General features: G+C 62.6%; 11 protein-coding genes and 1 pseudogene. 11 read left to right on the top strand and 1 reads right to left on the bottom strand.

Going from position 1 to position 14,044, the window contains the following annotated elements:
- Nucleotides 1–192 precede the first annotated feature (192 nt).
- From CDO35_RS19740 to CDO35_RS19730, 3 genes are all read left to right on the top strand, one after another.
- Nucleotides 193–663 (top strand): tripartite tricarboxylate transporter TctB family protein, encoded by a 471-nt coding sequence (locus tag CDO35_RS19740; RefSeq protein WP_099526324.1) that lies wholly within the window; start codon nucleotides 193–195, stop codon nucleotides 661–663.
- Nucleotides 664–676: 13 nt separating this feature from the next.
- Nucleotides 677–2,191, top strand: a complete 1,515-nt coding sequence (locus tag CDO35_RS19735) for a tripartite tricarboxylate transporter permease (RefSeq protein WP_036998328.1) — start codon at nucleotides 677–679, stop codon at nucleotides 2,189–2,191.
- 68 nt (nucleotides 2,192–2,259) lie between these two features.
- A complete protein-coding gene (locus CDO35_RS19730) occupies nucleotides 2,260–3,261 on the top strand; it encodes a tripartite tricarboxylate transporter substrate binding protein (protein WP_013717226.1) in 1,002 nt (333 codons plus the stop codon).
- 53 nt (nucleotides 3,262–3,314) lie between these two features.
- Here CDO35_RS19730 and CDO35_RS19725 read toward each other — a convergent pair whose 3' ends face one another.
- A complete protein-coding gene (locus tag CDO35_RS19725; RefSeq protein ID WP_099526323.1) occupies nucleotides 3,315–4,184 on the bottom strand; it encodes a helix-turn-helix domain-containing protein in 870 nt (289 codons plus the stop codon).
- A gap of 131 nt (nucleotides 4,185–4,315) precedes the next feature.
- Between CDO35_RS19725 and pobA the strand changes: the two genes are divergently transcribed.
- From pobA to CDO35_RS19690, 8 genes and pseudogenes are all read left to right on the top strand, one after another.
- Nucleotides 4,316–5,506 carry a 4-hydroxybenzoate 3-monooxygenase gene (gene pobA / locus CDO35_RS19720; protein ID WP_099526322.1) on the top strand — a complete coding sequence of 397 codons (1,191 nt, stop codon included), beginning with the start codon at nucleotides 4,316–4,318 and terminating at the stop codon, nucleotides 5,504–5,506.
- 206 nt (nucleotides 5,507–5,712) lie between these two features.
- On the top strand, nucleotides 5,713–6,765 hold the full coding sequence (locus tag CDO35_RS19715; protein ID WP_099526321.1) for a TRAP transporter substrate-binding protein: 1,053 nt from the start codon (nucleotides 5,713–5,715) through the stop codon (nucleotides 6,763–6,765).
- Nucleotides 6,766–6,823: 58 nt separating this feature from the next.
- Nucleotides 6,824–7,354: a TRAP transporter small permease gene (locus CDO35_RS19710; RefSeq protein WP_243699111.1), complete on the top strand. Its 531-nt coding sequence runs from the start codon at nucleotides 6,824–6,826 to the stop codon at nucleotides 7,352–7,354.
- Nucleotides 7,351–8,673 (top strand): TRAP transporter large permease, encoded by a 1,323-nt coding sequence (locus tag CDO35_RS19705; protein ID WP_099526320.1) that lies wholly within the window; start codon nucleotides 7,351–7,353, stop codon nucleotides 8,671–8,673. The genes CDO35_RS19710 and CDO35_RS19705 overlap by 4 nt, the downstream gene beginning before the upstream one ends.
- A gap of 177 nt (nucleotides 8,674–8,850) precedes the next feature.
- A complete protein-coding gene (locus CDO35_RS19700) occupies nucleotides 8,851–10,047 on the top strand; it encodes an OprD family porin (protein WP_425048548.1) in 1,197 nt (398 codons plus the stop codon).
- A 107-nt stretch (nucleotides 10,048–10,154) separates the two neighbouring features.
- Nucleotides 10,155–11,234: pseudogene (locus CDO35_RS23335) on the top strand (methyl-accepting chemotaxis protein); the annotation flags it as partial.
- The gene (locus tag CDO35_RS23330) at nucleotides 11,226–12,089 is read left to right on the top strand and encodes a methyl-accepting chemotaxis protein (RefSeq protein ID WP_425048547.1); all 864 of its coding nucleotides are present in this window, start codon (nucleotides 11,226–11,228) and stop codon (nucleotides 12,087–12,089) included. The pseudogene CDO35_RS23335 and the gene CDO35_RS23330, both read left to right, overlap by 9 nt.
- A gap of 231 nt (nucleotides 12,090–12,320) precedes the next feature.
- Nucleotides 12,321–14,015 (top strand): FAD-dependent oxidoreductase, encoded by a 1,695-nt coding sequence (locus CDO35_RS19690; RefSeq protein WP_099526317.1) that lies wholly within the window; start codon nucleotides 12,321–12,323, stop codon nucleotides 14,013–14,015.
- Nucleotides 14,016–14,044 lie beyond the last annotated feature (29 nt).

Here is a 14,044-nt window from a genome sequence, read left to right as displayed (position 1 = left end):
CGGCCACCAGCTCGTTGCTCGACGACTGGTCATCCCTATCGACGCTAGCCATGCCCGTCCTCGCCCCTGCCTGTCATGACATGCACAGGAGCTTCCGGCCGCGCCTGATCAGCTCGCTGCTTGCCAGACTGCTACCTGCGCGCAAAGCCTGACTCAGCCCCTTACCCTCCCCCATTCTGTCGGAGCGATAGCATGAACAAGACAGACAAGATGCTGGTCGGCGAGCGCACGTTCTGCGCCCTGCTGCTGGTGTTCAGCCTGGTGATCTTCTACCTGGCCTACCAGATTTCCGGCTTCTCCTCGGCCAACTCTCCAGGCGCCTTTCCTATCGGCGTGGCGCTGGTGATGATCCTGTCGGCGGTAAAGATTGCCTTCGAACTGCTCGGCAAGGCGCGGCCCGACTGCAGTGGCTGGCTCGATGCCTTCCAACAGTTTCGTCGCCAGCATTTCCCCAAAGCTGTGCTGATCTTTGGCCTGCTGGCCGTGACGTACCTGGCGGCTATTCAGTGGGTCAGTTTCTACGTCAGCACTTTCCTTTTTCTGGTGCTGTCGATCGTCTACCTGCGCAATGGCCGCGTTCTCAACGCCATCCTGATCGCAGCTGTGTTGCTGGTGCTGATCTATTTGCTGTTCAGCCTGGCCTTCAGCGTTTACCTGCCATAACGAGGCACCCGAGATGAGCGATACCTTTTCCTACCTGCTGATGGCCTGGAGTGATCCGCAGCTGCTGATGCTGACTGCGCTGGGCACCTTTGCCGGCATTTATATCGGCGCCATCCCAGGCCTGTCGGTGACCATGGCAGTGTCCATCCTGGTGTCCTTCACCTTCTCCTGGGACGTCAACGACGCCCTGGCGCTGATCGTCGGCATCTTCATTGGCGGCGTTTACGGTGGCTCGCGCAGCGCCATCCTGCTGAACATCCCCGGCGCGCCCTCCTCAGTGGCCACGGCCTTCGATGGCTACCCACTGGCACAACAGGGCGAAGCCGGACGCGCCATCGGCCTGAGCACCGTAATGTCGGTGGTCGGCGGCATCGTCGGCACCATCATGCTCGCCAGTGCCGCACCGCTGATCGGCGATCTGGCTCTGCGGTTCGCTCCGCGCGACTACTTTCTGGTGGCGACCATCGGCCTGCTGCTGGTCGGCAGCCTATCCGAAGGCTCACTGGCCAAGGGCATCTTCGCCGCAGCACTGGGCGCGATCATCGGTCTGGTAGGCATGGACCCGGTCACCGCCGAAGGGCGCTTCACCCTCGGCCAGGTCGAACTGATGGGCGGCATCCACTACGTGGTGCTGATGATCGGCCTGTTCGGCGTCGCCGAGGCCTTCTATCAACTGCATAACCTGGACAGTCCGGTGATTCGGCAGAAGGTCGACAAGATTCTGCCGTCCTTCGCCATGGTCCTGAAATTCCTGCCGCTGTCGATCCGCACCTCGATCATCGGCGTGGTGGTCGGCGTGTTGCCGGGCGTCGGCGGCGATATCGCTGCGCTGATGGCCTACGACCATGCCAAGCGCACCGTGAAAAATCCGTCCAAGCCATTCGGCAAGGGCGCCTACGAAGGCCTGGTCGCCCCGGAAACCGCCAACAGTGCAGCGGTCGGTGGCGCCTACGTGCCGATGCTGACCCTGGGCATGCCGGGCGACGCGGTCACGGCGGTAATCATCGGCGCCCTGGTCGTGCACGGTCTCAACCCCGGCCCGATGCTGATGGTAGAGAACCCGCACATTTTCTACTTCACCGTCGGCAACCTGCTGCTGGCCAACGTGTTTCTGATGATCTTCGGCCTGATGGGCATCAAGCTCTTCGCCAAGTTCGTCGAGATGCCCAAGGCCGTGCTGATTCCGCTGATCCTGGTGCTCTGCGTAGTCGGTACCTACTCGATCAACAGCAGCATGACCGAGGTGTACTGGATGCTCGGCTTCGGTGTGCTCGGCTATCTGCTGAAGATCTTCGGCTTCCAGATGGGCCCGATCATCCTCGGCGCCATCCTCGGCCCGCTGATGGACACCTCGTATCGCCAGGCAATGTCCTCGGCCGGCGATCACCCCGGGGAACTGCTGCAAGGTCTGGTCACCAGCCCGCTGTCGCTGATCCTGACCAGCGCGGTCGTGCTGATCCTGCTGGGCAACACCCCGCTACTGAAGAAACTCAAGAGCAAGTTCAGCCCGGCTTCGGCCCGCGGCTGATACCCGATTTCACCAGGCGTGCCCCGGCCTACAGGGGCTCACAACAACAACCGATGGAGAGTCTCCACATGTTCAAATCGTTACTGACTGGCGCCGCTCTCGGACTCAGCGCCCTCACCATGGCTCTGCCAGCCCACGCCGAATACCCCGAGCGCAGCATCCAGGCGGTCATTCCCTGGGGTGCAGGCGGCGCCACTGACAACGTCATGCGCAGCCTGACTCCGTACGTGGAGAAAGAGCTGGGCGGCAAGTTCATCCTCAACAACCGTCCGGGTGGCACCGCCGTCATCGGCAGCACTCACGTCATGCAGCAACGTCCGAACGGCTACACCATCCTGCTCGGCGCCGAGAACCCGCAGCTCTATAAAGTGCTGAAACTCGCCGACTTCGATTACGCCGACTTCTACCCGGTCAACATCATCGGCCAGAACGTGGTGGTGATCGCCGCCAACGCCGACGCGCCATTCAACAACATGGCCGAGCTGATGGCTGCCGCCAAGGCCAACCCGGACACCCTGCGCATGGGCTCCACCGGTGCCGGCGGCCTGCCGAGCACCGTCAGCGCGATGATCAACGCAGTGGACGAGCTCAAAGTGCGTGAAGTGACCTTCGGTGGCGACGGCCCCGGCATCACTGCACTGATGGGCAAGCACATCGACTTCATGCCGCTGAGCCTGGCCGCCGCACGCGAGCTGGTACGCAGCGGCAAGCTCAAGGCCCTGGCCGTGTTCGCCACCGAGGAAACCCCGGAACTGCCGGGCGTGGAGCCGATCACCAAGTCCCTGCCAGCCATCGCCGAATACCTGCCTTGGGGTCCGTTCTGGGGCGCCTTCGTGCACAAGGACACCCCGGATGACGTCAAGCAGAAGCTGGTCGATGCTTACGCAAAGGCCGTGGCCAACCCCGAGTTCCAGGGCTTCCTGAAGAACTTCGGTGCACAGAGCCTGAACCTCAGCGGCGCAGAAGCCGAAGAGTTCCTCAAGCGCTGGCAGTCGGTCACCACCTGGTCGATGTACAAGGCCAAGGCCATCGAGATTTCCCCGGACTCGGTCGGCATCGCCAAGCCCTGATTCCCGCCTATGGGTGCCTTAGGCGCCCGCCTTCCTTTCGCCTGCATCGCTACTCAGCGATGCAGGCGAAATGCTTTCGGTGCCAGCCCGGTGCCTCTTTTGAAGAAGCGCGAAAAATAGCCCGGCTCGGAAAAGCCCAGACTGTCCGAGACCTGGCTTACGGTCATGGTGGTGTACACCAGACAACGCTTGGCTTCGAGCAGCAGACGCTGATTGATCAGCTGCAGCGCGGACTGTCCGGCCAATCGCCGGCATAACGCATTTAGATGCGCAGTGCTGATGCCCAGGCGCGACGCGTAATGCTCGATGGGCAGATGTTCACGAAAATGCGTTTCGAGCAATTGCACGAATGCCTGCACATGCTCACGCCCTCGCCCATCCGCCGGTTCCTGCGCCTCGCTTCGTGCCAGCTGGCGTCGCGCGACAGCAACCAGCAGGACGCTGATCAGCGACTGCAGCATCAGTTCTCGCGCAGGTTGCAGACGGCCGTACTCCTGACTGATCGACTCGAACAGCGCATCCAGATAACGCCGCTGCTCGTCCACCTCAAAGCACACCGGCGCCTGCAACCACTGCAGACCCAATGGCTGAGCCAGTTGCTCGACCAGCGGCTGCGCCAGGCTCAGTACGTAGCCTTGAACATCGCAGGAAAAGCGAAAACCGTGGACGCATAGCGCCGGCACGACCTGCAACGAAGCGCGGTCTACCTGGCGTACTTGCCCTTCGATTTCCAGCTCCGCTTCACCCGCCTGCACATAGAGCAACTGCAGCAGATCGCCATGGCGATGCGGTTTGATCTCCCAACCGTGCAGTTGGCTGCGCTCGGGAATCGATTCGCAGTGAATGAGGTCAGGTGTCGGCCATGCAGCCGTCTCACCGTACAGTTTGAAGACCGGTACCGGGGATGCTTTCGAAGCGTTCATGGCGGCGCTTAAATCATCGAAAAGTCCAAGAATATTTTCCGATATTGCCTTCTACCCCAAGGTGCATCCACAAAAAATACAGACCTGAGCCTGTCATCGGCGTAAAGCCGATGACCTACTGGAGAACAATAATGAACACTCAGGTCGCCATCATCGGCGCAGGCCCTTCCGGCCTGCTTCTCGGCCAACTGCTGCACAACGCCGGCATCGACAACATCATTCTCGAACGCCAGAGCCCGGACTATGTACTCGGTCGTATCCGCGCTGGCGTACTCGAGCAGGGCATGGTCGATCTATTGCGCGAAGCCGATGTTGCCGCACGCATGGATCGCGAAGGCCTGCCGCACGACGGCTTCCAGCTGGCCTTCGATGGTCGCTGCGAACGCATCGATCTCAAAGCCCTGACCGGTGGCAAAGGCGTGATGGTCTACGGCCAGACCGAAGTCACCCGCGACCTGATGGAAGCTCGCCAAGCCAGTGGCGCAGTCACCCTGTACAACACCAGCCAGGTACAACTGCACGAACTCAAGGGCAAACGCCCTTATCTGACCTTTGAGCACGAAGGCCGCTCCCAGCGTCTGGAGTGCGATTACATCGCAGGCTGCGACGGCTTCCATGGCGTATCGCGGCAATCCATACCGGCTGGTGTGCTCAAGGAATTCGAGCGGGTGTACCCGTTCGGCTGGCTGGGCATTCTGGCCGACACGCCCCCGGTGCATGAAGAGCTGATCTACGCCAACCATGAGCGCGGCTTCGCCCTGTGCAGCATGCGATCACCGACACGCACTCGCTATTACGTTCAGGTCGCCGCCGAAGAGAAGGTCGAGGACTGGTCCGACGAGCGCTTCTGGAGCGAACTCAAGCGTCGCCTGCCAGACCAGGTTGCCAGTCAGCTGATCACCGGTCCTTCGATCGAGAAGAGCATCGCGCCACTGCGCAGCTTCGTCGTCGAACCGATGCAGTATGGCCGCTTGTTTCTGCTCGGCGATGCCGCGCACATCGTGCCGCCAACCGGCGCCAAGGGGCTCAATCTTGCAGCTAGCGACGTCAGCACCCTCTATCGCATTTTGCTCAAGGTCTACCGAGAAAGCCGCACTGATCTGCTCGAACGCTACTCGGCGATCTGCCTGAAGCGTATCTGGAAAGCCGAACGTTTCTCCTGGTGGATGACCTCGATGCTGCATCGTTTCCCCGATACCGATGCCTTCAGCCGCCGCATGCAGGAGACCGAGCTGGACTACTTCGTCAGTTCCGAAGCCGGCCGCAGAACCATCGCCGAGAACTACGTCGGCCTGCCCTACGAGGCCATCGAACAGGAGTGATGAGCGATATTCGCCCGAGGCCTGCCAAGGAGGCTCTGGGCACACGCAATTCGTTCGTTTATCGCACACTAAGTCGTTAATCGAATTGAATAGCCCCTCGCTAACTCGCACCATGCGAACAGCGAATCCTAGCGGCAGCAGTATTGCAGCCGAGTTTGGCTGTACCTGAGTCGCCTACTAACAATGAATAAGAAAGGACATTTGCGATGCACAAGCTTTCCAAGGCTTTGCTGACGCTGCTTGCCACCAGCGTCATGACCTGGGCCAACGCCGATGAGGCCGAGGTCACCCTCAAGGTTCACCACTTTCTGCCGGCTCACTCGGTGACCCAAGCCGATTTTCTCAAGCCCTGGGCCGAGAAGATCACTGCCGAATCCAATGGTCGGATCCAGTTTCAGTTCTACCCTTCCATGCAGTTGGGTGGCACCCCGCCGCAATTGATCGACCAGGCGCGTGATGGCGTCGCCGACATCGTCTGGACCCTGCCTGGCTACACCAGCGGCCGCTTCCCGCTGGCATCGGCATTCGAAATGCCGTTCATGAGCCGCTCTTCCGAAGCCAGCAGCCAGGCAATGTGGGATTTCCTCGAAGCTCACGGGCAGAAGGAGTTCGCCGATGTGCATCTGCTCGCGACTCACCTGACCGATGGTGCACTGCTGCACACGGCGAAAAAGCCGGTGCGCAGCCTGGCCGACTTCCGTGGTCTGAAACTGCGCTCGGCCAACCGTATTTCCACCAAGCTGATCTCCATGCTCGGCGCCACCCCGGTGGCCATGCCGGTACCGCAGGTTCCAGAAGCACTGTCCAAGGGGGTGGTCGACGGCGCCGTGCTGCCTTGGGATGTGGTCCCGGCGCTCAAGCTGCAGGAGCTGGTCAAGTACCACACCGAAATGGCCCCGGGTCAGCCGGCATTGATGCACACCGCCCTGGTACTGGCGATGAACCCGGCCAAGTACGCCAGCCTGCCCGATGACTTGCGCAAGATCATCGACGACAACAGCGGCCGCGAAATTTCGCGTCAGGCCGGCCATATCTGGGACACCAACGTGATCGAGACCGGGCACAAGCTGGCCGAGGCGCGTGGCAACGAGATCTACGTGCTGCCTGCAGAAGAGCAGGCCAAGTGGATGGCCATCGGCCGCAAGCTGGACAACGACTGGATCAAGGAAGTCGAGAGCAAAGGCAACGAGAACGGCGCCGCACTGTTGCAAGAAGTGCGTGACCTGATCGAGAGCTACAACGCCAAGCTGCCTAACTGATCGCCAACCCTCGTTGTGCTGGCCGGCATCTCACATGCCGGCCTTGCGGAGTCGTCTCATGATCGAAAACTCTGCCTTGCCTGGGCAGCCCCAGCGCATGCGCCCACTCGGCCAGTTGCTCGACACACTGGCATGCTGGCTGGCGATGGCCGGAGGCCTGGTGCTGGTTGCCATCACCCTGCTGTCGGCCTACAGCATCACCATGCGCAGCCTGTTCGATGCACCACTGCTCGGCGACGTCGAACTGGTGCAGATGGGCTGTGGCATAGCTGTGGTGAGCTTCCTGCCGCTGTGTCAGCTGCGTCGTAACAATGTCATCGTCGATGCCTTCACCTTGCGCGCCTCGGCCACCACCCGGCGCTATCTCGACACGCTCGGCTGTCTGCTGATGGCCGCCTGCGCGGCACTGCTGGCCTGGCGCTCGGTAATCGGCACGCTGGACACTTATCGCAACGGTGAAGAATCGATCATCATGGGCATTCCGATGTGGTGGTCGATGACCCCCTTCGCCCCGTCCTTCGCCCTGCTGGCCGTCGTTTCCCTGTACACCGCCTGGCTCGACCAGCGTGGTGAGGGAGGCAAGCAATGAGCAGCGTCGCATTGGGCGGACTCTTCCTCGCCTTCCTCCTGGTTCTGCTGGCGATCCGCATTCCGATCGCCATCGCCATGCTGCTGACTGGTATCGCCGGTTACGTCTCGATCAGTGGCTGGGACCCGCTGCTCAACTACCTGAAGACAGTGGCCTACGCGCGTTACACCGTGTACGACCTGTCAGTGATTCCGCTGTTTCTGCTGATGGGGCAGTTCGCCTCGCGCGGTGGCCTGGCTACGGGCCTGTTCCGTGCCGCTGCCGCCATGGTCGGGCACTGGCGCGGTGGCCTGGCGATCTCCGCGATCGGCTCCTGCGCTGCCTTCGGCGCGGTCTGTGGCTCATCGGTGGCGACTGCGGCAACCATGGGCCAGGTGGCCCTGCCGGAGCTGCGGCGCTACAAGTACTCCAACTCGCTGGCAGTCGGCTGCCTGGCGGCCGGCGGCACCCTGGGCATTCTCATTCCGCCCTCGGTGGTGCTGGTGATCTACGCCATCCTCGCCCAGCAGAACATCTCCACACTGTTCATGGCCGCCTTCGTGCCAGGCATTCTCGCCGTCATCGGCTACATGATCGCCATCGCCATCTATGTGCGCCTGTTCCCGGACTCCGGGCCAGCGCAGGAGCGTTCGAGCTGGAAACAGCGGCTGCAAGCGCAGCGGGGTGTGTGGCCGGTACTGCTGATTTTCCTGATCGTACTCGGTGGCATCTACGGCGGCTGGTTCACCCCTACCGAGGCCGCAGCCATCGGCACCGTAGGCACCGGTTTCTTCGCATTCACGCTGGGCAAGATGCGCCTGGCCGAACTAAAGGAAGTGTTACTGGGGACCGGCATCACCACCGCGATGATCTTCATGATCCTGCTGGGCGCCGATGTGATGAACGCTTTCCTGGCCATCTCGCAACTGCCCAACTTCATCGCCGAAGCGATCAGCGGTGCAGGTCTGCCGCCCTTCCTGGTGCTGGCCGGGATACTCATCCTGTACCTGATCCTCGGCTGCGTGATGGACACCATGTCGATGATCCTGCTGACCATCCCGATCTTCTTCCCGGTGATCATGGGGCTGGACTTCTATGGTCTGGACCAGACCGAGAAGGCCATCTGGTTCGGCATCCTGGCCCTGATGGTGGTGGAGATCGGCATGGTTACCCCGCCTCTGGGCATGAACGTGTACGTGATTGCCGGCATGGCGCGTGACATCCCTATGCGTGACGCCTTCAGGGGCATCGTGCCATTCCTTGTTTCAGACATCGTGCGCGTGGTCATCCTCGTGCTCTTCCCATCGATCACCCTGTGCCTCGTGCGCTGGCTGAGCTGACAGAGGCCCCGTAATGCATTCAGGCGAACGTCGCTAAACCCCGAATAACTGCCACCACTCTCCCCGATGTAGAAGCGTATCCGCCGCTGCGGAGGGGAGCTTTCAACCTTGAAAAAGGAAACGATAACAATGAAAAAAGCTCTGTACCTCGCTCCAAGTGCAATTGCCGTTGCCATCATGGCCTCCAGCCTCTCGGTCGGCGTCCACGCTGCTGGCTTCGTCGAAGACGCCAAGGTCACCCTCGGCCTGCGCAATTACTACTTCAACCGTAACTTCCTCAACCAGACCCAGGGCGGCCAGGGCCAGGCTTCGGGCTGGACCCAGAGTTTCATTCTCGACGCTCGCTCCGGCTACACCGAAGGCACCGTCGGTTTCGGCCTCGACGTGCTCGGCCTGTACTCGGTGAAGCTAGACGGCGGCCGCGGCACCACCGGTAGCCAGTTGACCCCCGTGCACGACGACGGCCGCCAGGCGGACGACTTCGGCCGTACCGCCGTGGCGGCGAAAGCCAAGATTTCCAAGACCGAACTGAAGGTCGGTGAGTGGTTCGCCGTACTGCCGATCCTGCGCGCTGACGACGGCCGCTCGCTGCCGCAAACCTTCCAGGGTGCGCAGATCACCTCCAACGAGATCGACGGCTTGACCCTGTACGGCGGCCAGTTCTGGAAAAACAGCCAGCGTAACGATGCCAGCCGCGAAGAGATGTCCTTCGGTGGCGTAGAGGGTGATGATTTCAACTTTGGCGGTGGCGAATACCGTTTCAACGGCAACAACACCATGGTCGGTGTCTGGCACGCGCGCCTCGAAGACGTCTACAAGCAGAGCTATGTGCAGCTGACCCACAGCCAACCGGTTGGCGACTGGGTGCTGGGTGCCAACCTGGGCTACGTCAACGGCAAGGAAGAAGGTGCGGCCAAGGCCGGCAAGCTGGACAACAAGGTCTACCAAGGCGCGCTGACCGCCAAGACTGGTAACAACAGTTTCATGGTGGCCTACCAGCGTCTGAGCGGCGATACCAAGTTCATGCGCATCGACGGCGCCAGCGGCGGCACTCTGGTCAACGACGGTTTCACCAACAGCTATGACAACCCGGAAGAACGTTCCTGGCAGGTGCGTCATGACTACAACTTCGCCGGCCTCGGCATTCCGGGTCTGACCCTGATGAACCGCTACGTCAGCGGCTCCAACATCCACACCGGCGGCCGTACCGATGCCGAAGAGTGGGGCCGCGAATCCGAGCTGGCCTACACCTTCCAGGAAGGCACTCTGAAGAACCTCAGCGTGCGCTGGCGTAACTCCGACGTGCGTCGCGACGTGGGTACCGATCTGCACGAGAACCGCCTGATCATCAACTACCCGCTTTCGCTCCTGTAAGCATCACGCGGCATCGCTGCACAAGTGACTCCTAGTGTTACGGCACGTTCAGCCCGTCCTCGTGACGGGCTTTTTTTTGATGTGCACCTGTTCGAGGAAGTACCACCATGCGCTGGATTATCGAACGCAGTGCCGACCTCAAGGTCGGCCACAAACTCCTGCTGGGCTTCTCGCTGGTCATGCTGCTGACCCTGGCAGTGGCCCTGGGTGGCTGGCGCACCGCCAGCGAGATTCTCGGGCATGCCGGGCAATCGCTGCAGGTCGCGGACCTCAAGCAGCAGATCCTGCAACTGCGCCTGCTGGAAAAGGACTACCTGCTGGCGCCGCTGGCTGGCCATGAGGTGGCGCTCACCGAGCAGCACGCACGTATCGCAGCAGACCTGACGGACATCGCCAGCGATACCGAGCAATTCCAACAACTGCAACGAGGCAACGACGCCTACCTGCAGCAATTCACCCAATTGCGTGCCACCCAGTCTCAAGCCGGCACGGCGCAGACCGGGATGGCGATACGCGCCGATGAAGCGCTGATCCAGTTCGAGATGGTCACTCAGGACCAGTTCAATCTGATCCGCGACCAACTGCTCGACGGCGAAAGCGGCGCACAGAACAGTCTCGACCAGGCCGAGGCGGCAGCCCGCCTGAGCCATATGCTGTTGCTACTGCGCCTGGCGGAGGGGCAGTTCATCCGCAGCGCTGACAACGCCGATGCCGACCTCTGGCAGGCACGTTTCGTGACCATGACCGAGGCGGCGCAGCAGCTGCGCACGCAACTGGCGGCCCTGCAGCAGGCCTCCCTGGACGAAGCGCTGCGCGCGCTCGACAGCTACCGCGAATCCTTCGAGCACTACCGCCAGAGTCGCGAGGCCGAACAGCAACGCCGCAGCCAACTGACCGATCTGGCGCAGGGCATGTTGCAGCAAGGCAGCGATCTGCAGCAGCACCAGCAACGCGTCATGCATGAAGGCAATCGCACGTCGCTGCAGGCTCTTGCCCTGCTTACCGCTGCCGCGTTGCTGCTGGCGCTGTTCGCCAGTTGGCTGATTCGCCGCCTGATCGTCGGGCCGTTGCAGCACTGCCTGCTGCTGGCGCAACAGGTTGCAGCCGGCGACCTCAGTGGTGTTCGCAGCGCCATCCGGCGTGACGAGGTCGGCCAGCTTCTCGGGGCGCTGCAGAGCATGCGCGACCACCTGCGCGAACTGATCGTACAGATCGGCGGCAGCGCCACGCAGATTGCCGCGGCGGCAGAACAGCTGTCGGCCGTCAGCGAACAGACCCGTGCGGGGGTACGCGAACAGAGTGAGGAGTCCGGCCAGACCGCCAGCGCCATGCAGCAAATGGTCGCCAGTGTGCAGCAGGTGGCGGGTGACGCCGAGCACGCCTCGCAAGCCGCGCAACAGGCCGAAGCGCAAACCCGCGACGGTGATCGACAGGTGCGCCAGGTCGTCGAACAGATCGAGCGCCTGGCCAACGAAGTGGCGCACACCGGGCAGACCGTCGGCCAGGTGCAAGGCGAGAGCCAACGCATCGGCAGCGTGCTGGATGTGATCAAGTCCATCGCCGAGCAGACCAACCTGCTCGCGCTCAACGCCGCCATCGAAGCGGCGCGCGCCGGTGAACAAGGCCGCGGCTTCGCCGTGGTCGCCGATGAAGTACGCGCCCTGGCGCGCCGCACCCAGGACTCGACTAGCGAGATCGAAGCGCTGATTGCCAGCCTGCAGCATCGCGTGCAGCAGGCCGTCGCTCAGACGCACGCCAGCCAGAGCCTCAGCCAGGATGCAGTGAGCAGCGTCGAGCGGGCCGGTCAGAGTCTCACGCAGATCAATCAGGCCGTTGCGCTGATCGAGCAGATGAACCAGCAGATCGCCAGTGCCGCCGAGCAGCAGAGTGCGGTGGCGATGGAAATCAACCGTAGCCTGGACAACGTGCGCAGCATCGGCGAGCAAAGCGCCAACGCGACCGAACAAACTGCACTGTCCAGCGCCGAGCTGGCCAGGCTGGGTGGCGAGTTGCAGCTGCGCATCGGTCGCTTTCGTACCTGAGGGCTGGAGCTGAGCAGTAGGGTGGACAACGCGCAGCTTGTCCACCTTTGCGGCTCATGAGCAAGACGCAATCACTGGCCTTTCGCGGATTGCATCCGCGCTACACCGACAATAATTGACCGCTAACCGCACCACTTCCCCGGCGAATCATCCGACAGTGCTTGGCGCCTCGGCAGCCCCAACATAAAATCCGGAACCAAGTTCCAATAAATAAAAATATGGAGATCTGCCATGGCCAACGCCCCACTCGACTGCGACCTGCTGGTGGTCGGCTCCGGCGCGGCCGGTCTGGCCGCTGCAGTCAGCGCTGCGCACCTGGGCAAACGGGTGATTCTGGTGGAGAAGGACGCCGTGCTGGGTGGTGCCACCGCCTGGTCCGGCGGCTGGCTGTGGGCGCCGCGCAACCCCCTGGCCCAGCGCGCTGGCATCGTCGAGGATATCGAGCAGCCGCGCACTTACCTGCGTAACGAACTCGGCGAGCATTACCGTCCCGAACTGGTGGACGCCTTTCTGCAGCACTGCCCCGATATGGTGGCGTTTTTCGAGCAGCACACCGCGCTGCAGTTCGTCGATGGCAACGGCATCCCCGACATGCACGGTGACACGCCCGGCGCTGCCACCGGCGGTCATCAGGTCATCGCCGCGCCCTACGATGGCCGCGAGGTGCTCGACCTGTTGCCACGCCTACGCAAGACCATGCGCGAGACATCCTTCATGGGCATGCCGATCATGGCCGGCGCTGACCTGGCCGCCTTCCTCAACATGACCCGCTCGCCCAAGGCGCTGCTGCACGTGATCCGCCGCTTCACCAGCCACCTCTATCATCTGGCCCGCTACGGCCGGGCCATGCACCTGGTCAATGGCGTGGCGCTGGTCGCCCGCCTGGCCCGCTCGGCGCAGGACCTGGGCGTGCAGATGCTGGAGTCCACGCCCGCGCAGCGCCTGATCGTCGAAAACGGCAGCGTATGCGGCGCCGTGGTGCTGCATGCCGGCGAAGAAATGACTATCCGCGCCAAAGCGGTGGTGCTGGCTGCTGGCGGTTTTCCCAACGATCCGAAGCGGCGCCAGGCGATGTTCCCGCGCGATGCCAGCGGTCATGACAACCTCGCCCTGCCGCCGCTCAGTTGCTCCGGCGACGGTCTGCGCCTGGGCGAATCCGCTGGCGGACGCGTGGCCGACGACCTGCGCTCGCCAGTGGCCTGGGCGCCAGTGTCGAAGGTGCCCTACCCCGACGGCAGCGTCGGCCATTTCCCGCACATCATCGACCGCGGCAAACCCGGCATCATCGGCGTGCTGCAAAACGGCCAACGTTTCGTCAACGAGGCTGGCGGTTACTACGACTACGTCGACGCAATGCTCAAGGCCATTCCCGAGGATCAGGAAACCTGCTCCTGGCTGATCTGCGACCACCGCTTTCAGCGCCGTTATGGTCTGGGCTTCGCCCGCCCGGCTCCGGTGCCGCTGTGGCCACATATCCGCAATGGCTACCTCAAGCGCGGCGCGAGCCTGGAAGAACTGGCTGTTGCCTGTGGCATCGACGCGCTTGGTCTGGCCACCACCGTCAGCGAATTCAATCGTCATGCGCGTCAAGGCGAAGACCCGCAATTCGGCCGCGGCAGCACGCCGTTCAACCGCCGCAGCGGCGACGCCCAGCATGACGGCCCTAACCCCTGCGTGGCGCCCATCGAGCAGGGGCCGTTCTATGCGGTGAAGGTACAGCCGGGCTGCTTCGGCACCTTCGCCGGTCTACGCACCGATGGGCAGGCGCGGGTGCTGGACGCTGGTGGCCAACCGATACCGGGGCTCTACGCGGCAGGCACCGATATGGCCAGCCCCCTGGGCGGACACTACCCCTCAGGCGGCATCAACATTGGGCCGGCGCTGACCTTCGGCTACATCGCCGGACGCCACGCGGCCACGATCTGAGACTCACCAGCCACGGATGGCAGGCATAA

It is taken from the genome of Pseudomonas sediminis, from assembly GCF_002741105.1.
GTDB classification, from domain to species: Bacteria; Pseudomonadota; Gammaproteobacteria; order Pseudomonadales; family Pseudomonadaceae; genus Aquipseudomonas; species Aquipseudomonas sediminis.
The sequence above is the reverse complement of the archived record's forward strand: the minus strand, read 5'-3'. Positions and strand labels throughout refer to the sequence as shown.

Bases quoted from the DNA above. Each gene is read 5' to 3' on its own strand.
- CDO35_RS19740 (WP_099526324.1), top strand. From the start codon at position 193: ATGAACAAGACAGACAAGATGCTGGTCGGCGAGCGCACGTTCTGCGCC.
- CDO35_RS19735 (WP_036998328.1), top strand. From the start codon at position 677: ATGAGCGATACCTTTTCCTACCTGCTGATGGCCTGGAGTGATCCGCAG.
- CDO35_RS19730 (WP_013717226.1), top strand. From the start codon at position 2,260: ATGTTCAAATCGTTACTGACTGGCGCCGCTCTCGGACTCAGCGCCCTC.
- CDO35_RS19725 (WP_099526323.1), bottom strand. From the start codon at position 4,184: ATGAACGCTTCGAAAGCATCCCCGGTACCGGTCTTCAAACTGTACGGT.
- pobA (WP_099526322.1), top strand. From the start codon at position 4,316: ATGAACACTCAGGTCGCCATCATCGGCGCAGGCCCTTCCGGCCTGCTT.
- CDO35_RS19715 (WP_099526321.1), top strand. From the start codon at position 5,713: ATGCACAAGCTTTCCAAGGCTTTGCTGACGCTGCTTGCCACCAGCGTC.
- CDO35_RS19710 (WP_243699111.1), top strand. From the start codon at position 6,824: ATGATCGAAAACTCTGCCTTGCCTGGGCAGCCCCAGCGCATGCGCCCA.
- CDO35_RS19705 (WP_099526320.1), top strand. From the start codon at position 7,351: ATGAGCAGCGTCGCATTGGGCGGACTCTTCCTCGCCTTCCTCCTGGTT.
- CDO35_RS19700 (WP_425048548.1), top strand. From the start codon at position 8,851: ATGGCCTCCAGCCTCTCGGTCGGCGTCCACGCTGCTGGCTTCGTCGAA.
- CDO35_RS23330 (WP_425048547.1), top strand. From the start codon at position 11,226: ATGCGCGACCACCTGCGCGAACTGATCGTACAGATCGGCGGCAGCGCC.
- CDO35_RS19690 (WP_099526317.1), top strand. From the start codon at position 12,321: ATGGCCAACGCCCCACTCGACTGCGACCTGCTGGTGGTCGGCTCCGGC.